Origin of the sequence: Allobosea sp. (genome assembly GCF_036675845.1) — a bacterium.
GTDB lineage: Bacteria > Pseudomonadota > Alphaproteobacteria > Rhizobiales > Beijerinckiaceae > Allobosea.
Genome location: NZ_JAKFED010000086.1, coordinates 44,543 through 61,990, shown reverse-complemented (window position 1 = coordinate 61,990; position 17,448 = coordinate 44,543). Strand labels below are relative to the sequence as shown.

17 protein-coding genes are annotated in these 17,448 nt (G+C 67.9%); 11 read left to right on the top strand and 6 right to left on the bottom strand.

Translation table 11 applies throughout. The annotated features are described in order from the left end of the window. Positions 1 to 10: 10 nt before the first annotated feature. The 3 genes from V6M56_RS09685 (at position 11) to acs (ending at position 2,933) form a co-directional block, all read left to right on the top strand. Positions 11 to 343, top strand: a complete 333-nt coding sequence (locus V6M56_RS09685; RefSeq protein WP_332683214.1) for a hypothetical protein — start codon at positions 11 to 13, stop codon at positions 341 to 343. Then, positions 343 to 750 carry an EVE domain-containing protein gene (locus V6M56_RS09680; protein ID WP_332683213.1) on the top strand — a complete coding sequence of 136 codons (408 nt, stop codon included), beginning with the start codon at positions 343 to 345 and terminating at the stop codon, positions 748 to 750. Before V6M56_RS09685 ends, V6M56_RS09680 begins: the two co-directional genes overlap by 1 nt. 230 nt (positions 751 to 980) lie before the next feature. Continuing rightward, complete coding sequence (gene acs, locus V6M56_RS09675) at positions 981 to 2,933, top strand: acetate--CoA ligase (RefSeq protein WP_332683211.1); 1,953 nt, start codon at positions 981 to 983, stop codon at positions 2,931 to 2,933. Between the two features lie 124 nt (positions 2,934 to 3,057). On the opposite strand, the gene V6M56_RS09670 is transcribed toward acs, so the two are convergent. Continuing rightward, positions 3,058 to 3,516, bottom strand: coding sequence for a Fur family transcriptional regulator (locus V6M56_RS09670; protein ID WP_332683210.1), 459 nt, complete (start codon positions 3,514 to 3,516; stop codon positions 3,058 to 3,060). 129 nt (positions 3,517 to 3,645) lie between these two features. On the opposite strand from V6M56_RS09670, the gene V6M56_RS09665 reads away from it, so the two are divergent. The 5 genes from V6M56_RS09665 (at position 3,646) to V6M56_RS09645 (ending at position 7,542) form a co-directional block, all read left to right on the top strand. Next, positions 3,646 to 4,563: a metal ABC transporter substrate-binding protein gene (locus tag V6M56_RS09665; protein ID WP_332683209.1), complete on the top strand. Its 918-nt coding sequence runs from the start codon at positions 3,646 to 3,648 to the stop codon at positions 4,561 to 4,563. After that, on the top strand, positions 4,560 to 5,471 hold the full coding sequence (locus tag V6M56_RS09660) for a manganese/iron ABC transporter ATP-binding protein (protein ID WP_442881121.1): 912 nt from the start codon (positions 4,560 to 4,562) through the stop codon (positions 5,469 to 5,471). The genes V6M56_RS09665 and V6M56_RS09660 overlap by 4 nt, the downstream gene beginning before the upstream one ends. After that, complete coding sequence (locus V6M56_RS09655) at positions 5,468 to 6,322, top strand: metal ABC transporter permease (RefSeq protein WP_332683207.1); 855 nt, start codon at positions 5,468 to 5,470, stop codon at positions 6,320 to 6,322. The genes V6M56_RS09660 and V6M56_RS09655 overlap by 4 nt, the downstream gene beginning before the upstream one ends. Further along, a complete protein-coding gene (locus V6M56_RS09650; RefSeq protein ID WP_332683205.1) occupies positions 6,319 to 7,188 on the top strand; it encodes a metal ABC transporter permease in 870 nt (289 codons plus the stop codon). The genes V6M56_RS09655 and V6M56_RS09650 overlap by 4 nt, the downstream gene beginning before the upstream one ends. A 90-nt stretch (positions 7,189 to 7,278) precedes the next feature. Continuing rightward, positions 7,279 to 7,542: a hypothetical protein gene (locus tag V6M56_RS09645; RefSeq protein ID WP_332683204.1), complete on the top strand. Its 264-nt coding sequence runs from the start codon at positions 7,279 to 7,281 to the stop codon at positions 7,540 to 7,542. Between the two features lie 55 nt (positions 7,543 to 7,597). Here V6M56_RS09645 and V6M56_RS09640 read toward each other — a convergent pair whose 3' ends face one another. The 5 genes from V6M56_RS09640 to V6M56_RS09620 all read right to left on the bottom strand — a co-directional run bounded on the left by V6M56_RS09640 (position 7,598) and on the right by V6M56_RS09620 (position 12,380). Beyond that, a complete protein-coding gene (locus V6M56_RS09640) occupies positions 7,598 to 8,407 on the bottom strand; it encodes a transglutaminase-like domain-containing protein (RefSeq protein WP_332683202.1) in 810 nt (269 codons plus the stop codon). A 197-nt stretch (positions 8,408 to 8,604) separates the two neighbouring features. Then, the gene (locus tag V6M56_RS09635) at positions 8,605 to 9,810 is read right to left on the bottom strand and encodes a CaiB/BaiF CoA transferase family protein (protein WP_332683200.1); all 1,206 of its coding nucleotides are present in this window, start codon (positions 9,808 to 9,810) and stop codon (positions 8,605 to 8,607) included. After that, the gene (locus V6M56_RS09630; RefSeq protein WP_332683199.1) at positions 9,807 to 10,637 is read right to left on the bottom strand and encodes an IclR family transcriptional regulator; all 831 of its coding nucleotides are present in this window, start codon (positions 10,635 to 10,637) and stop codon (positions 9,807 to 9,809) included. Before V6M56_RS09630 ends, V6M56_RS09635 begins: the two co-directional genes overlap by 4 nt. A gap of 4 nt (positions 10,638 to 10,641) precedes the next feature. Continuing rightward, complete coding sequence (locus V6M56_RS09625; protein ID WP_332683197.1) at positions 10,642 to 11,394, bottom strand: enoyl-CoA hydratase-related protein; 753 nt, start codon at positions 11,392 to 11,394, stop codon at positions 10,642 to 10,644. Between the two features lie 35 nt (positions 11,395 to 11,429). After that, a complete protein-coding gene (locus V6M56_RS09620) occupies positions 11,430 to 12,380 on the bottom strand; it encodes an NAD(P)H-dependent flavin oxidoreductase (protein ID WP_332683195.1) in 951 nt (316 codons plus the stop codon). 228 nt (positions 12,381 to 12,608) lie between these two features. Here V6M56_RS09620 and V6M56_RS09615 point away from each other — a divergent pair, with 228 nt between their 5' ends. The 3 genes from V6M56_RS09615 to V6M56_RS09605 all read left to right on the top strand — a co-directional run bounded on the left by V6M56_RS09615 (position 12,609) and on the right by V6M56_RS09605 (position 17,422). Then, a complete protein-coding gene (locus tag V6M56_RS09615) occupies positions 12,609 to 14,687 on the top strand; it encodes a 3-hydroxyacyl-CoA dehydrogenase NAD-binding domain-containing protein (protein ID WP_332683194.1) in 2,079 nt (692 codons plus the stop codon). 189 nt (positions 14,688 to 14,876) lie between these two features. Continuing rightward, the gene (locus V6M56_RS09610; protein ID WP_332683193.1) at positions 14,877 to 16,064 is read left to right on the top strand and encodes an acetyl-CoA C-acyltransferase; all 1,188 of its coding nucleotides are present in this window, start codon (positions 14,877 to 14,879) and stop codon (positions 16,062 to 16,064) included. Positions 16,065 to 16,225: 161 nt separating this feature from the next. Continuing rightward, complete coding sequence (locus V6M56_RS09605) at positions 16,226 to 17,422, top strand: acyl-CoA dehydrogenase family protein (protein ID WP_332683191.1); 1,197 nt, start codon at positions 16,226 to 16,228, stop codon at positions 17,420 to 17,422. Positions 17,423 to 17,448: the final 26 nt, after the last annotated feature.

Genomic DNA, 17,448 nt, shown 5'->3' with positions numbered 1-17,448 from the left:
AGGTGTAGCGATGGCCAATGACTGGTCCGACCTGACGAAGCGCGTGGCGCGCGGCATCGCCGAGGTGCGCAAGACCACCGGCGCCGAACTGGTGGCCGAGAGCCAGCCTGTGCCGCTGGCCGGGCGGATCGCTGAGCGGGTGATCGAGCTGCGCCGCCGGCGGGCCGAGGACACCCACCGCTTCGTGCTGATCCTGCCCTTCGGCGAGGCCGAGGTCCGGGTCGAGCTCGGCCCGCAGGACTATGCGGCGCTGACCCGCGAGATGGTGCGTTTCTGGAACGAACAGGGCGAGGCGGCCTCGCGGCCGCCGGCGCCTGCGAAGGAAGAAGAGGACGACGCCTGATGGCTCACTGGCTGATCAAATCGGAACCCTCGACCTGGTCCTGGGACCAGCAGGTCGCGGCCGGCGCCAAGGGCACGCATTGGGACGGGGTGAAGAACCACACCGCCAAGCTCAACCTGATGGCGATGAAGCAGGGCGAGCAGGTCTTCTTCTATCACTCCAACGAGGGGCTCGAGATCGTCGGCATCGTCGAGGTGACCAGGGAAGCCTATAACTGGATCCCGAGCGAGCCCTGGGTGCTGGTCGATTTCAAGGCGGTTAAGCCGCTGCCCAAGCCGGTGACGCTGGCCCAGGCCAAGGCCGAGCCGAAGCTCGCCAAGATGTCGCTGGTGACCTCCTTCCGCCTCTCGGTGCAGCCGGTGACGGACGAGGAATGGGCCCAGGTTTGCAGGATGGGCGGGCTCTGAACGCCCGCAGCCAATCGCTGGTAGGGCGCTTGAAGCGCCGAGGGTGCGCTGCAGCATCATGATCGAAAGTCGCAGCAACGAAAGTGCGAGCCTCCGGCGCTTGTCGGGACGGGCTCGCGCCCTATGATGCGACCGAACTTGAAAGAAGCCGAGTCGGATCGGAGCGTCCTCATGCCGCCCGAGCCGGCAATCCGGCTCCTGCCGACGGCCCAGGTCTGGGGAGACGCGTTATGACCGAGACGATCTACGATGTGCCGGCCTCCTGGGCCAAGAAGGCCTATCTGAACGACGCCAAGTACAAGAAGATGTATGCGGCCTCGATCAAGGACCCCGACAAGTTCTGGGGCGAGCAGGGCAGGCGGATCGACTGGTTCAAGCCCTACACCAAGGTCCGCAACGTCAGCTACAAGCCGGGCAAGGTCGCGATCAAGTGGTATGAGGACGGCACCACCAACGTCGCCTATAACTGCATCGACCGGCATCTGGCGACGCGGGCCAAGCAGACCGCGATCATCTGGGAGGGCGATGACCCGTCCGAGTCGAAGAAGATCAGCTATGGCCAGCTCTACACCGAGGTCTGCAAGTTCGCGAACGTCCTGAAGGCCAAGGGCGTCAAGAAGGGTGACCGCGTCACCATCTACCTGCCGATGATCCCGGAAGCCGCCTATGCGATGCTGGCCTGCGCGCGCATCGGGGCGATGCACTCGGTGGTGTTCGGCGGCTTTTCGCCGGATTCGCTGGCGAGCCGCATCGAGGATTCCGATTCGAAGATCGTGATCACCGCGGATGAAGGCCTGCGCGGCGGCCGGGCCGTGCCGCTCAAGAAGAATGTCGATGCCGCCGACTCCAAGGTGAAGGGTGGCATCGGCACGGTCATCGTCGTCAAGCGCACCGGCGGCAACGTCGCCATGCAGGACGGCCGCGATGTCTGGTATCATGACGAGGCCGCCAAGGTTTCGGGCCATTGCCCGCCGGTCGAGGTCAAGGCGGAAGACCCGCTGTTCCTGCTCTACACCTCGGGCTCGACCGGGAAGCCGAAGGGCGTGCTGCATACGACCGGTGGTTATCTCGTTTTCACCGCGATGACGCATCAATACGTCTTCGACTATCATGACGGCGACATCTACTGGTGCACGGCCGATGTCGGCTGGGTCACCGGCCACAGCTACATCCTCTACGGCCCGCTCGCCAACGGCGCGACGACGCTGATGTTCGAGGGCATCCCGACCTATCCGACGATCTCCCGCTTCTGGGAGGTGATCGACAAGCACAAGGTCAACATCTTCTACACGGCGCCGACCGCGATCCGCTCGCTGATGGGCGCCGGCGAGGAGCCGGTGAAGAAGACCAAGCGCCGGTCGCTGCGCCTGCTCGGCTCGGTCGGCGAACCGATCAATCCCGAGGCCTGGGAGTGGTATCACCGGGTCGTCGGCGAACGGCGCTGCCCGGTCGTCGATACCTGGTGGCAGACCGAGACCGGCGGCATCCTGATCTCGCCGCTGCCCGGCGCGACCAGGCTCAAGCCCGGCTCGGCGACGCGGCCCTTCTTCGGCGTCAGGCCCGAGATCGTCGACGCCGAGGGCAAGGTGCTGGAGGGCGCGGCCGAGGGCAATCTCGTTCTGGCGGAGAGCTGGCCCGGCCAGATGCGCACGGTCTATGGCGACCACAAGCGCTTCGAGGAAACCTATTTCGCGACCTATCCGAACAAGTACTTCACCGGCGACGGCTGCCGCCGCGATGCCGACGGCTATTACTGGATCACCGGCCGGGTCGACGACGTGATCAACGTCTCGGGCCACCGCATGGGCACGGCCGAGGTCGAGTCGGCGCTGGTCGCGCATCCCAAGGTCTCGGAGGCCGCGGTCGTCGGCTATCCGCACGACATCAAGGGCCAGGGCATCTACGCCTATGTCACGCTGATGGCGGGCGAGAAGCCTTCCGCCGACCTGAAGAAGGAACTGGTTTCCTACGTCCGCAACGAGATCGGCCCGATCGCCTCGCCGGACCTGATCCAGTTCTCGCCCGGCCTGCCCAAGACGCGCTCCGGCAAGATCATGCGCCGCATCCTGCGCAAGATCGCCGAGGACGAGTTCGGGGCGCTGGGCGACACCTCGACGCTGGCCGATCCGGCGGTGGTCGAGGACCTGATCGCCAACCGCCAGAACAAGCGCAAGGCCGGGTGAGGCCGCGAAGGGCGGCCGCGACGTCATGCTCGGGCTTGTCCCGAGCATCCACGTCTTGAACACCGCTTGTTACCGAGGAAGACGTGGATGGTCGCCACAAGGGCGACCATGACAGAAGGGGGCGTCAGGCGTCCTTCCTGACGCCCTTGCGCCGCGCCGGCCTGGTCTTCCGGCCGTATAGTTCCAGCCGGTGGCGGACGATCTCGTAGCCGAGCTCGGCGGCGATCTTGGCCTGCAGCGCCTCGATCTCGGGCGAGGAGAATTCCACCACCGCCCCGGTCTCGATATCGATCAGGTGGTCGTGATGCGCCTGGTCGGCGTGTTCATAGCGCGAGACGCCGTCCTCGAAGGCGTGGCGCTCGATCGCGCCTTGCGTCTCCAGCACCTTCATCGTGCGGTAGACCGTCGAGAGCGAGAGCGTCGGATCATGGGCGAAGGCACGGGTGAAGATGCCCTTGGCGTCGGGATGGTCGTCGGCCTGCGCCAGCACGCGCAGGATCAGCCGGCGCTGCTGCGTCATCCGCAAGCCCGCCTTGCGGAGCTGGTCCTCGAATGCCTCCACGCGCTGGTCGATTCCCTTCATGCCAGAGAGGTAGCAACGCTGAGAGGCATTTGCAAAAAGCATTTATCGCAAATCGTTTGCAACTGCATTGACAAATGCAAGTGGGTCGCAATAGCGTAAGAGAAATCCGGTCTCAGCAATGGAGAGAGCATGTTCTCGCGCCGTCGTTTCGTTGGTCTGGCCGCCGCCACGGCGCTGGCTCTCGGGCTCCATTCCGGCTCAGTCGCGCTGGCGCAGGCCGCGCCCGGCAAGCCGCTGCGCGTCGTCACCACCTTCACGGTCATCCAGGATATCGCCCAGAACGTCGCCGGCACGGCGGCGATCGTCGAGTCGATCACCAAGCCGGGCGCCGAGATCCATGATTACCAGCCGACCCCGCTCGACGTGGTCAAGGCGCAGTCGGCCGATCTCGTGCTCTGGAACGGCATGAACCTCGAACGCTGGTTCGAGCGGTTCTTCGACAATGTGAAGGAGGTGAAGAGCGCGGTGGTGACCGACGGCATCGCGCCGATGGGCATCAAGGAGGGGCCCTATGAGGGCAAGCCCAACCCGCATGCCTGGATGTCGACGCAAAGCGCGCTGATCTATGTCGAGAACATCCGCAAGGCGCTGAGCGCGGCCGACCCGGCCAATGCCGAAACCTATGCGAAGAACGCCGCTTCCTATTCCGCCGAGATCAAGGCGATCGACGCGCCCTTGCGCGCCCGCCTCGACAAGGTGCCGGCCGAGCAGCGCTGGCTGGTTTCGAGCGAGGGCGCCTTCAGCTATCTGACGCGCGATTATGGCTGGCGCGAAGCCTATCTCTGGCCGATCAACGCCGACCAGCAGGGCACGCCGCAGCAGGTCCGCCAGCTGATCGACCTGGTGCGCAAGAACAAGGTCCCGGCCGTGTTCAGCGAGAGCACGATCTCGGACAAGGCGGCAAAGCAGGTCGCGCGCGAGACCGGCGCGAGCTATGGCGGCATGCTCTATGTCGACTCGCTCTCCGATGCGCGCGGCCCGGTGCCGACCTATCTGAAGCTGCTGGAAGTCACCGTCGACACCATCGCCAAGGGGTTCGGCCAGTGAATCTGCATCGCCCGGTCTCGCCGCTCGCCATGGCGGAAGGCGCGCCCTCGATCGCGGTCGAGGGCGTCACCGTGCGCTATGCCAACGGCGTCACCGCGGTGAACGACGCCTCCTTCGCCCTCGGGCCGGGCACGATCTGCGCCCTGGTCGGCGTCAACGGCTCGGGCAAGTCGACCATCTTCAAGACGCTGATGGGCTTCCTGAAGCCGGCGAGCGGCCAGGTGCGCATCGCCGGAATGGAGGTGCGCCGGGCGCTGAAGCGCGGCCTCGTCGCCTATGTGCCGCAGGCCGAGGAGGTCGACTGGACCTTCCCGGTGCTGGTCGACGATGTCGTGATGATGGGGCGCTACGGCCATATGGGCTTCCTGCGCCTGCCGCGAAAGGCCGATCGCGAGGCGGCCGAGCAGGCGCTGGCGCGGGTCAACATGCTCGATTTCCGCCGCCGCCAGATCGGCGAGCTCTCGGGCGGCCAGCGCAAGCGCGTCTTCCTGGCCCGCGCTTTGGCGCAAGGCGGGCAAGTGATCCTGCTCGACGAGCCCTTCACCGGCGTCGACGTGAAGACCGAGGACGCCATTGTCGGCCTGATGCGCGAACTGCGCGCGGAAGGGCGGCTGATGCTGGTCTCGACCCATAATCTCGGCTCGATCCCGGATTTCTGCGACCAGGTCGTGATCGTCGACAAGACCGTGCTGGCGGCCGGGCCGACCGAGACCACCTTCACGCAGGAGAACCTGCAACGGGCCTTCGGCGGTGCGCTCCGACATTTCCGGCTGGAAGGCGCAGCCCTGCACGACGATGCCGACGGCAGGCGCGTCACCGTCCTCACCGACGATGAGCGGCCGCTGGTGCTCTATGGCGAGCGCGACCACGAGAAGCTGGCGAGCGGCAGCACGGACGAGCGGCCATGATCGAACTCCTGCTCGAGCCCTTCGGCTACCAGTACATGGTCAAGGCGATCTGGGTCTCGGCGCTGGTCGGCGGCGTCTGCGCCTTCCTGTCCTGCTATCTGATGCTCAAGGGCTGGTCGCTGATGGGCGATGCGCTCGCGCATGCGATCGTGCCCGGCGTGGCGCTGGCCTATCTCATCAAGGTGCCCTATGCCGCCGGCGCCTTCTTCTCCGGTCTCCTGGCGGCGCTCGCCATGGCGCTGGTCCGGGTGCGCACGCAATTGCGCGAGGATGCCGTGATCGGCATCGTCTTCACCACCTTCTTCGCGGTCGGCCTGCTGATCGTCTCGATCAACCCGACCTCGGTCAATGTCCAGTCGATCGTGCTCGGCAACATCCTCGGCATCTCGGACGAGGACGTCGTCCAGGTCGCGGTCATCGCTTTGGTCTCGCTCAGCATCCTGCTGGCGCGCTGGAAGGACCTGATGCTGGTCTTCTTCGACGAGAACCAGGCGCGTGCCGTCGGGCTCTCGCCGACGCGGCTGAAGATCCTGTTCTTCGTCCTGCTCAGCGCCTGCACGGTCGCGGCGCTGCAGACGGTCGGCGCCTGCCTTGTCATCGCCATGGTGGTGACGCCGGGCGCGACCGCCTATCTCCTGACCGACCGCTTCGGCCGGCTGATCGCGATTGCGGTGGCGATGGGGGTTTCGACCTCGGCGCTCGGGGCTTATGCGAGCTATTTCCTCGACGGCTCGACCGGCGGGCTGATCGTCGTGTTCCAGACGCTACTGTTCCTCGCCGCCTTCGTCTTCGCGCCGAAGCATGGAAGGCTCGCGGCGCGGCGGGCGTCTCGCGCGGGGGCCGTGACATGAGCCTCATCGAAACCTGGCTGCTCGCGCCGTTCGCGCATGAGTTCATGCAGCGCGGCCTCGTCATCGCCGTGATGGTCGGCCTGGTCTGCGCGGTGCTCTCCTGCTTCCTGGTGCTCAAGGGCTGGTCGCTGATGGGCGACGCGGTCTCGCATGCGGTTCTGCCCGGCATCGTGCTGGCCCAGATGGCGAGCCTGCCGCTAGCGCTCGGCGCCTTTGTCGCGGGCCTGGGCTGCGCGCTCGGCATCGGCTACCTCAAGGAGAACAGCCGGGTGAAGGAGGACACGGTGATGGGCATCGTCTTCTCCGGCATGTTCGCGCTCGGCCTCGTGCTCTTCGTCAAGGTCGACAGCGACCAGCATCTCCTGCACGTCCTGTTCGGCAACATGCTCGGCGTGACTTGGGCCGACATCGCCGAGACGGCGCTGATCGCCCTGCCGGTGAGCGCGATCATGCTGCTGAAGCGGCGCGACTTCCTGCTGCACGCCTTCGACCCGGCGCATGCGCGCGCCATCGGCCTGTCGGTCAGGGCGCTGCATTTCGGCCTGCTCGCCTTGCTGGCGCTGACCATCGTCGCGGCGCTGAAGGCGGTCGGCATCATCCTGGTCGTCGCCATGCTGGTGGCGCCGGGCGCGGTCGGCTACCTGACGACGCGCCGCTTCGACCGCATGCTGCTGGTCGCCATCGCCACCGCGACGCTGTCGAGCGTGTTCGGCACGATCCTGAGCTTCCATCTCGACGCCGCCACCGGCCCCTGCATCGTCGTGGTGCAGGCGCTGATCTTCGCGCTGGCGTTGATGGGCAATCTCTACCGCAGCGGCTTGCGCTCCCGAACAACGCCAGCGGAAGGCGGCCTCACGCTTCCGTGAAGCCGCTTCGGGACCAACCGGCGCCGCCCGGCGTTGAGCCTCGACCGGTGCCCGCCTGCCAGCGCGCATCGGCCTTCGAGGAGATGGCTCATGACCGATCCTGATCTCGCGCGCCGCCGCCTGTTGCGTTCCGGCCTTTTCGGCCTGCCCCTGCTCGTGATGGCCGCGGCCCTGGCGGCCGGCCCGGCTGTCGCGGGCGATGACGACGATGATGACGACTATCGCCGGCGCCGCCGCCGTCGCCGGCGCCGGGATGACGACGACGGCTATTACCGCCGGCGCTGGGACGATGACGACGGCTATCGCCGGTATCGCAGCCGGCGCTGGCGTGACGATGACGACTACGATGATTGATCGTTGCGACTGACGAAACGAGCCCGCGAACCTAGGTGCTTGTCGTCCGGCCGGCTCAGGCCGCCGCTTCGGCTGGCTCGCTGCCTTCGATACGGCTGACCTCGACCCATTGGTTCAGGCACTGGCACAGGCTGGCGCTGGTGAGGAAGGCGATGTCGGCGGCGTCGCGGCCGGCGGCGATGCGGACGATGCCCTCGATCGGGGCGAGCCGCGTCGGATCCACCAGCCACCAGCGCCCGTCGAGGAAGACCTCGAAGATGGCGTGGAAATCGGGCGGGTCCAGTTCGGCGGCATAGGCGCTGACGGCGCGGGCCGGGAGGTTGAGCGCCCGGCAGAGCGCGATGCCGAGATGGGCGAAGTCGCGGCAGACGCCGGCGCGGTCGATGAAGGTCTGCTCGGCCGTAGTCTGGGCGGTGCTGACGCCGTGGACGTAATCGACATGCTCTTGCATCCAGTCGAGCACGGCGAGCACCTTCTCGCCGCCGCCGGCAACCTCGCTGAACTCACGCTGGGCGAAACGCATCAGGTTGTCGGAGGGGCAGAACCGGCTCGGCAGCAGATAGGGCAGGACCTCGGCCGGCAATTCGGCCCAGGCAAGCTGGCGCGCTTCGGCCTGGACTTGCGGGCGCGTGCCATTGTCGATCAACCCCTGATACTGGATCGAGACCTGGCCGGAGAGCGTGGTGCGGAAACGGCGGGCGCCGGTTGCGGGATCCTCGTCGCGGATCAGTTCGGCCGGTTGGTCGATCAGCAGCTGCTCGGAGAGGATGACCTGGTCGGCTGATCTTGCCGGCTCGATCGCGACGATCACCGGGGTTTCCTGGTCGAAACGATAGATCAGCGTGGCGACGATCTTCAGCTTCACTGGTCCTGCTCCCCTCGCGCGCCATCCGCCGGGCGCCGGCCTCAACGTGGCGATGGCAGCGATGTTCCGCGATCGAGGCGACAGGCGTGCGAAAGTGGCGCCGGTGCCGCGTTGGCACAATGCGTTTTCTCGGAAACCAGCCGTCATTCCGGACCTGCGCCGCCTTCGCGGCTTGTCCGGAATGACGATGGTGCGAATCAGGAAATCACGCCGGCCGCCTTCAGCGTGGCGAGCCGCTCCGCATCGAGGCCGAGCTCGGCGGTGAGGACTTCCTGCGTGTCCTGGCCGAGATCGGGCGGCAGGCGCTCGACCGGCGCGCGCTCGCCGTCGAGCCGGTAGGGCGGGGCGAGGACGACGCCGGTGGAACCATCGGCCCGACTGCCCTCAAAAAGCATGCCGGCCTGTTCGGCGCGGGCCGAGCGCAGGGCTTCGTGCAGGCCGAGCACCTCGCCGCAGGGGATGGCGTGGGCGGCCATGCGCGCCAGCAACTGGGCGCGCGGGCGGGCGCGCAACTCGGCCTCGATCACCGCGATCAGCGGATCGCGATGCACCGTGCGCTGCAGATTGGTGCGATAGCGCTCCTCCTCGAGCAGATCGGGGCGCTCGATGACATGGCGGCAGAAGCGCTCGAACTGGGCATTGTTGCCGACGGTGACGACGAGGGCCCCGTCGGCGGCCTCGAACACGCCATAGGGCACGATCGAGGGGTGGCTGTTGCCATAGCGCGGCGGGTCCTGGCCGAGCGCCAGCGCTTCCAGCGCGTAATAGGCGCCGATGGTCGTGCCGGCATCGAACAGGGCGAGCTCGACATGGCGGCCCTTGCCGGTGCGGCCGCGCTGGACGAGCGCGGCGAGCACGGCCTGCGCGGCGTAGTTGCCGGTGAAGAGATCGACGATGGCGATGCCGAATTTCAGCGGCGGCTGCGTCGGCTCGCCATTCAGCGCCATCAGCCCGGCCTCGCCCTGGATGACGAGGTCGTAGCCCGGCCGCGTCGCCTCCAGCCCATCCGAGCCATAGCCGGCGATCGAGCAGTAGATCAGCCCGGGATTCTCGGCGCTGAGCGCGGCATAGCCGAGGCCGAGCCTGTCGGCGCCGCCGGTCTTGAAGTTCTGGATCAGGACATCGGCCTTCGCCGCCAGCGCGCGCACGATGGCGAGGCCTTCGGGGTCGGCGAGATCGACGCCGACCGAGCGCTTGTTGCGGTTGACGCTGTTGAAATAGCAGGTGTTGCGGCCGCTGACGCGGATGCCCCAGTCGCGGGTGTCGTCGCCGCGGCCGGGATGCTCGATCTTGATCACCTCGGCGCCGAGATCGCCGAGCACCTGGCCGCACCAGGGCCCGGCGAGGATGCGCGAGAGATCGAGCACGCGGATGCCGGCGAGCGGCAGGTCGAGGTCGCTCACGAGCCCATCACTCCTTCCAGGCTGGCGGCGAAGGCGATCAGGCGCGGACGCACCTGATCGAGCAGGAAGCCTTCGTCGAGGATCACGGTCGGGGCGCCGCAATTGAGCGACATCGGCGGCAGGCCGCCGCCGGGCCGGAAGCCGACCGCGATGGCGCTCACCGTCGGCTGCCAGTCGCCGAAGGAGCGGACACAGCCGGTCTCGCGATATTCCGCCAGGGCCCGCTCGACGCCCTCGCGCAGGCGCGGCCAAGCGGTCTCGTCGACGGAGCGGACATCTTCGAGGATCGCCTCGCGCTCGGCCTCGTCGCAGATGGCGAGATAGGCCCGGCCCATGGCGCTGCGGCAGAGCGAAAGCCGCGAGCCGACATCGATGTTGAGCGCGATTGCCGCCTCGCCGCGGCAGCACTCGACATAGCGCATGCCGAGCCGGTCGCGGACACCGAGGCCGACCGAGGCGTTGGAGAAGGCGGCGAGCTCGCGCATGCCGGGCCGGGCGATGCGGCGCACATCGAGCCCGGCGAGCGCGGTGGCGCCGAGCGCGATCGTCGCGGTGCCGAGCCGGTAGCTGCCGCTCTCCGGCATGGTCTGGAGATAGCCGAGCCGGGTCAGCGTATAGGTCAGGCGCGAGACGGTGGAGCGGGCGAGGGCGCAGCGCCGTGCGATCTCGGAATTGGCCAGTGCCTCCTCGCCGCGCCGGAAGCAGGAGAGCAATTCCAGCCCGCGCGCCAGCGCCGTGACGAAATGCCGGTCCTCCCCCGTCCCGGCCAGGGCGTCGCGCGCCGGCCGGCCGGGCCGCGGGCGGAGCGGGGGCGCGGCGTGAGGCACCGCCTCAGCGCTTCGTCAGGAAGGCGGCGAAGGCGGCCTGCGCCTCGGCCGAGAGCAGGCGCTCGCCGAAGAGGCGGGCCTCGGTGGCGATGGTCTCGGCGGTCGCCACGGCGCTGCCGCGCTTCAGCAGCATCTTGGTCAGCACGACCGATTCCGGCGGCAGGGCGGCGAGCGCCTTGGCCTTCTCCAGCGCCAGCGCCAGCGCGCTGCCATCCGCGGTGACGGCATTGACGAGCCCGGCCTCCTGCGCGACCTCCGGGCCGAAGGCCTCGCCGAGCATCAGCAATTCGGCGGCGCGCTTCGAGCCGGCGATCAGCGGCAGCAGATAGCTCGAGCCGCCCTCCGGGCAGAGGCCGAGCGCGACGAAGGGCAGGCGGAAGCTGGCGCCGCTGCCGGCGAAGGCGAGGTCGCAATGCAGCAGCATGGTGGTGCCGATGCCGACGGCGAAGCCCTCGACCGCGGCGACGATCGGCTTCCTGGTGGTCGAGATCGCGCCGAGGAAGTCGATGGCGATGCGCGCGCCGACGCCGGTGGCGGTCGCGGCGGCGAAATCCTTGATGTCGTTGCCGCTGGTGAAGCAGCCGCCGGCCCCGGTCAGCACGATGGCGCGCACGCTCGCCTCGGCATCGGCGGCGGCGAGGGCGTCGATCAACCCCTGATAGCTGGCGCGGTCGAGCGCATTGCGCCGGTCGGGCCGGTTCATGGTGATCTGCCGGACGCCGTCGGCCACGGTCTCGCTCAGCACGGTCTCGGTCATCGTCGCGGTCGCTTTCCTGGAGTCGGATTCAGATTTCAGAGCAGGCGCGCTTTGGCCTGTTCATATTCGCTCTTGAGGCGGGCGATCACCTCCGCCGCCGGCGGCGCATCGTCGATCAGGCCGACGCCCTGGCCGGAGCCCCAGATGTCGCGCCAGGCCTTGGCCGAGCCGGAGCCGAAGCTCATCTTGCTCTTGTCGGCATGGGGCAGGTCGTCGGGATCGAGCCCCTGCGTGGCGATGCTCGGCTTCAGGTAGTTGCCGGGAACGCCGGTGAAAAAGGGCGTGTAGACGATATCGGCTGCCGAGGCGCCGACGATCATCTCCTTGTAGCCCTCGGCGGCGTTGGCTTCTTTCGTCGCGATGAAGCGGGTGCCGATATAGGCGAGATCGGCTCCTATCGCCTGCGCCGCCAGGATGGCGCCGCCGCTGGCGATGGCGCCGGAGAGGATGATCGGCCCGTCGAAGAAGCGCCGGACCTCACCGACCAGCGCGAAGGGCGAGAGCGTGCCGGCATGGCCGCCGGCGCCGGCGCAGACCAGGATCAGCCCGTCGACGCCGGCCTCCAGCGCCTTTTCCGCATGGCGGATCGTGGTGACGTCGTGGAAGACGAGGCCGCCATAGGAATGGACCGCCTTGACCACGACATCGGGCGCGCGCAGCGAGGTGATGACGATCGGAACCCGGTGGCGCACGCAGGCTTCCATGTCGTGCTGGAGCCGGTCGTTCGAGGCATGGACGATCTGGTTGACGGCGAAGGGCGCGATCCTGCGGCTGGGGTCGGCTGCCCTGGCGGCGGCGAGCTCGGCCTTGATGCGGGTGAGCCAGAGATCGAGCTGCTCGGCCGGCCGGGCGTTCAGCGCCGGAAAAGAGCCGACGATGCCGTTGAGGCATTGCGCGATCACCAGCTCCGGGCCCGAGACGATGAACATCGGCGAGCCGATCACCGGCAGCGAGAGCGATTGCGCGAGGCCGGGCGGAAGGGACATGCGGCGGCTCTGGGCGGTTGCGGCGGGCGTGCGAGATCGACGATGTTCGAGCGTCGGCGGCCGGTCAAGCGCTTGAGCTGAAATTCTGCAATGCAGTACGGGGTGCGGCTCTCTGCTTGCCCGCTCGGATCGCAACTTGACAAGGGTTGGCGCAGCCTCTTCCTAGCATTGCCATTTGCGAGAGAATATTCCGCTTCGCGGAATATTGGTGCGACCAAGGAGTTGTCGATGCAGACCGTCCAGATCGCCCGCCATGGTGCTGTCGCGGTGGCGACCATCGACAATCCGCCGGTCAATGCGCTCGGTGCGGCGCTGCGGCGGAATCTGGCGGAAGCGGTGAGGCAGGCCATGGCCGATCCGCAAGTCGAGGCGCTGGTCATCGCCGCCGCTGGCCGGGCCTTCATCGCGGGAGCCGATATCAGTGAATTCGGCAAGCCGCTGGCGCAGCCGATCCTGCCGGAGGTGCTCGATCTGATCGAGAACGCGCAAAAGCCGGTGGTCGCGGCGATCCATGGCGTCGCGCTCGGCGGCGGGCTCGAGGTTGCGCTCGCCTGCCATGCCCGGGTCGCCCTGCCGGCCGCGAAGCTCGGCCTGCCGGAGATCAAGCTCGGCATCATCCCCGGCGCCGGCGGTACGCAGCGCCTGCCGCGATTGATCGGTGCGGCGAAGGCTTTTCCGATGATGCTGTCGGGCGAGCCGGTCGCGGCGCAGAAAGGGCTCGATCTCGGCCTGGTCGACCGGGTGGTCGAGGGCGATCTCGTCCAGGCTGCGGTCGCGCTGGCGCAGGAGCTCGCCGCGAAGGGCAAGCCGCAGAAGACCGGCGAGCGTACCGAGAGGCTCACCGAGGCCGACCGCGAGGCTTTCGAGGCGCTGGCCAGGGAGGCGACCGCCAAATCCGGCGACATGCCGAACGCGATGGCGCTGATCGAGGCGGTGCGCGGCACCTTCACCCTGCCCCTGGCCGAGGGGCTGGCGAATGAGCGGGCGCTGTTCAGCAGGCTCGTCGTCGACGAGCGCTCGAAGGCGCTGCGCTATGCCTTCTTCGCCGAGCGCGAGGCGGCAAAGGTCCCGGGCATCGACGACAGCGTCAAGCCACGTCCCGTGGCACGCGCGGCGGTGATCGGCGCCGGCACGATGGGCGGCGGCATCGCCATGTGCTTCGCCAATGCCGGCATCCCGGTGACGCTGATCGAGACCTCGCAGGAGCAGGTCGACAAGGGCCATGCCCGCATCCGCGACACCTATGGCTTCTCGGTGAAGCGCGGCTCGATGAGCGAGGCGACGCGCGAGCAGCGCATGGTGCTGATCACGCCGGCGGTCGGCATCGCGGCTGCCGCCGAGGCGGATATCGTGATCGAGGCCGCCTTCGAGGAGATGGGCGTCAAGCGTGAGATCTTCGGCGCGCTCGACAAGATCGCAAAGCCGGGCGCCGTGCTTGCCAGCAACACCTCCTATCTCGACCTCACCGAGATCGCCGCCGCGACCGGGCGGCCGGCCGATGTCATCGGCATGCATTTCTTCAGCCCGGCCAATGTGATGAAGCTGCTGGAGATCGTGCGCCCCGCAGGCGTCGCCGACGATGTTGTGGCAACCGCGATCGCACTGGGGCGCAAGCTCGGCAAGGTGCCGGTCGTGGTCGGCAACTGCTTCGGCTTCGTCGGCAACCGGATGCTGGAGCAGCGCACCCGCGCCGCCGAGCGGCTGCTGGTCGCTGGCGCCCTGCCGCATGAGGTCGACGCGGCGCTGACCGGCTTCGGCTTCAAGATGGGGCCGTTTGCCATGTCCGACCTCGCCGGCAACGATATCGGCTGGCGCAGCCGCAAATCGCGCGGCAAGACGGCGGCCGTGGCCGACGCGATCTGCGAGCGCGGCTGGTTCGGCCAGAAGACCGGCCGCGGCTATTATCTCTATCCGCAAGGCGCCCGCGCCGGCCAGCGCGACCCGGAGGTCGAGGCGCTGATCGCAGAGGTCTCGGCGCAGAGGGGCGTCGCGCGCCGCAGCTTCACCAGCGAGGAGATCCTGGCGCGCCTGCTCGACCCGATGGTCAACGAGGGCGCGCGCATTCTCGAAGAGGGCATCGCGGCGCGCGCCGGCGACATCGATACCGTCTGGATCAACGGCTATAACTGGCCTTCCTGGCGCGGCGGGCCGATGCACTGGGCCGAGAATGCCGGGCTCGACGTCATCGTCAGGCGGCTGGAGCAGCAGGCGGCGGAAAGCGGCGATGCCTCGCTCGAGCCGGCGCCGCTGCTGCGGCGGCTGGCGGCCGAGGGCAGGGGTTTCTCCGGTGCCAAGGTTGCCGGATGAACCGGTCGGCCCATCGAAGAATGCTCCGTCGTCCCGGGCGAGCGCAGCGAGACCCGGGATCCATGCCTGAGCCTTTCAAGATCAGCCTTCCGGCATGGATCCCGGATCTCCGCTTTGCTCCGTCCGGGATGACTCGCCAAATCAAGCACAGAAACATCAATCCGAGCGGATAGAGGATACCCCAGTCCCATGACCGAAGCCGTCATCGTCTCAACCGCCCGCACGCCGATCGGCAAGGCCTATCGCGGCGCCTTCAACCAGGCCCGCGGCGCCGACATGGCCGCCCATGCGATCCGCCACGCCATGGCGCGCGCCAGGCTCGAGCCGGAAGCGGTCGAGGAGGTGGTGATCGGCTGCGGCTATCCGGAAGCCGCGACCGGGCTCAACGTGGCGCGTCATTCCGCGCTCGTCGCCGGCATCCCGGTACAGTCGGCCGGCGTCACGGTCAGCCGCTTCTGCGCCTCGGGGCTGGAGGCGATCGCCCATGCGGCGCGGCGCGTCGTGATGGACGGCGTGCCGGTCGCGGTCGGCGGCGGCGTCGAGTCGATCAGCCTCGTCCAGCCGGTGACCCGGCGCGAGCTTGCGATGAACGACTGGCTGACCGCCAACAAGCCGACGATCTACACGACGATGATCGAGACGGCCGACAATGTCGCGCAGCGCTACGGCATCTCGCGCGAGGCGCAGGACGCGTTCTCGCTGGAAAGCCAGCGCCGCACCGCCTCGGCCCAGCAGCGCCGGCTCTTCGACGACGAGATCGTGCCGATGAGCGCGGTCATGGCCGTCACCGACAAGGCGACCGGCGAAGTCCGCCAGGAAGAGGTGACCTTGTCGAAGGACGAGGGCAACCGGCCCGACACGACGCTGGAGGGCCTCGCCAAGCTGAAGCCCGTGCGCGGCGAGGATCAGTTCATCACCGCCGGCAATGCCAGCCAGCTCTCGGATGGGGCTGCCGCCAGCGTGGTGATGTCGGCTGAGGAAGCCAGGCGCCGCGGATTGGAACCGCTCGGCATTTTCCGCGGCTTCGCTTCGGCCGGCTGCGAGCCCGACGAGATGGGCATCGGCCCGGTCTTCGCCGTGCCGCGCCTGCTCGAACGCAACGGGCTCAAGGTCTCCGATATCGACCTCTGGGAGTTGAACGAGGCCTTTGCCTCGCAGTCGCTCTATTGCCGCGACACGCTCGGCATCGATCCCGAGAAGGTCAACGTCAATGGCGGCGCGATCGCCATCGGCCACCCCTTCGGCATGAGCGGGGCGCGGCTCGTCGGCCATGCCCTGCTGGAGGGCCGCCGCCGCAAGGTGCGCTATGCGGTGGTGACGATGTGCGTTGCGGGCGGCATGGGCTGCGCCGGGCTGTTCGAGATCAACCAGGAATGAGTTTTTGCAGAACCTCCCGTCATCCTGGGCGACCGAAGGTCGTCCCGGGATCCATCGTAGAGCGCGTCGCCCTTCGATGGATCCCGGAGCTGCGCCGCTTCGCGGCTTGTCCAGGATGACGGTGTGGTTCGGTGCGAAGACACAAGACGAGGCATGACGCCATGGACCTGCGCTTCACGCCCGAGGAACTGGCCTTCCGCGACGAGGTCCGGCAGTTCTTCCGCACGGAAATCCCGGCCGAGATCCGCCGCAAGGTCTCGGAGGGGCGGGGGCTGGCGCGCGAGGATTATGTCACCTCCCAGCGCATCCTCAACGCCAAGGGCTGGGCGGTGCCGCACTGGCCGAAGCAGTGGGGCGGGCAGGACTGGACGCCGATCCAGCGCTACATCTTCACCGAGGAGATGCTGCTCGCCGCCGTGCCGCTGCCGCAGCAGTTCAACTGCTACATGGTCGGCCCGGTGATCGCCGCCTTCGGCTCGCAGGCCCAGAAGCAGCGCCATCTTGCCCGCATCGCCAATCTCGAGGACTGGTGGTGCCAGGGTTTTTCCGAGCCCGGCGCCGGCTCCGACCTCGCCTCGCTGAAGACCAAAGCGGTGCGCGAGGGCGACCACTACATCGTCGACGGCCAGAAGACCTGGACGACGCTCGGCCAATATGCCGACTGGATCTTCTGCCTGGTGCGGACCGACCCTTCGGCAAAGAAGCAGGCCGGCATCTCCTTCCTGCTGATCGACATGAAGACGCCGGGCATCAGCCTGCGGCCGATCATCACGCTGGAGGGCCGGCACGAGGTCAACGAGGTCTTCTTCGACCAGGTCCGGGTGCCGGTCGAGAACCTGGTCGGCGAGGAGAACAAGGGCTGGGATTACGCAAAATTCCTGCTCGCCAATGAGCGCACCGGCATCGCCCGCATCGGCCTTTCCAAGGAGCGCATGGCGCGGATCAGGCGATTGGCCAAGGAGATGCCGGCCGGCGAGGGCACGATGTGGGAGGATCGCGATTTCCGCGCGCGCTTCGCCTCCGTCGAGATCGAGCTGAAGGCGCTGGAGATCACCCAGATGCGCGTCGTCGCGGCCCAGGCGCGCGATCCCGGCAAGCCGGACCCGGCCTCCTCGATCCTGAAGATCAAGGGCTCGCAATTGCAGCAGGCGACGACGGAACTGCTGCTCGAGGTCGCCGGGCCCTTCGCCTTGCCGGCGCCCGAACGCAGCGGTGATCTGATCAATGACTGGCCCTTCGCTCATGACTGGGCCGATGCGGCGGCGGCGAGCTATTTCAACAACCGCAAGGTCTCGATCTATGGCGGCTCGAACGAGATCCAGAAGAACATCATCGCCAAGGCGGTGCTGGGACTGTGAAGTTGGCCTCGACCTCTCGCCACCCG

Excerpts from the sequence above, each read along its gene's own strand:
- V6M56_RS09665 (WP_332683209.1), top strand. The coding sequence starts at position 3,646 with ATGTTCTCGCGCCGTCGTTTCGTTGGTCTGGCCGCCGCCACGGCGCTG.
- V6M56_RS09655 (WP_332683207.1), top strand. The coding sequence starts at position 5,468 with ATGATCGAACTCCTGCTCGAGCCCTTCGGCTACCAGTACATGGTCAAG.
- V6M56_RS09670 (WP_332683210.1), bottom strand. The coding sequence starts at position 3,516 with ATGAAGGGAATCGACCAGCGCGTGGAGGCATTCGAGGACCAGCTCCGC.
- V6M56_RS09615 (WP_332683194.1), top strand. The coding sequence starts at position 12,609 with ATGCAGACCGTCCAGATCGCCCGCCATGGTGCTGTCGCGGTGGCGACC.
- V6M56_RS09605 (WP_332683191.1), top strand. The coding sequence starts at position 16,226 with ATGGACCTGCGCTTCACGCCCGAGGAACTGGCCTTCCGCGACGAGGTC.
- V6M56_RS09610 (WP_332683193.1), top strand. The coding sequence starts at position 14,877 with ATGACCGAAGCCGTCATCGTCTCAACCGCCCGCACGCCGATCGGCAAG.
- V6M56_RS09625 (WP_332683197.1), bottom strand. The coding sequence starts at position 11,394 with ATGACCGAGACCGTGCTGAGCGAGACCGTGGCCGACGGCGTCCGGCAG.
- V6M56_RS09650 (WP_332683205.1), top strand. The coding sequence starts at position 6,319 with ATGAGCCTCATCGAAACCTGGCTGCTCGCGCCGTTCGCGCATGAGTTC.
- V6M56_RS09620 (WP_332683195.1), bottom strand. The coding sequence starts at position 12,380 with ATGTCCCTTCCGCCCGGCCTCGCGCAATCGCTCTCGCTGCCGGTGATC.
- V6M56_RS09680 (WP_332683213.1), top strand. The coding sequence starts at position 343 with ATGGCTCACTGGCTGATCAAATCGGAACCCTCGACCTGGTCCTGGGAC.
- V6M56_RS09685 (WP_332683214.1), top strand. The coding sequence starts at position 11 with ATGGCCAATGACTGGTCCGACCTGACGAAGCGCGTGGCGCGCGGCATC.
- V6M56_RS09645 (WP_332683204.1), top strand. The coding sequence starts at position 7,279 with ATGACCGATCCTGATCTCGCGCGCCGCCGCCTGTTGCGTTCCGGCCTT.
- acs (WP_332683211.1), top strand. The coding sequence starts at position 981 with ATGACCGAGACGATCTACGATGTGCCGGCCTCCTGGGCCAAGAAGGCC.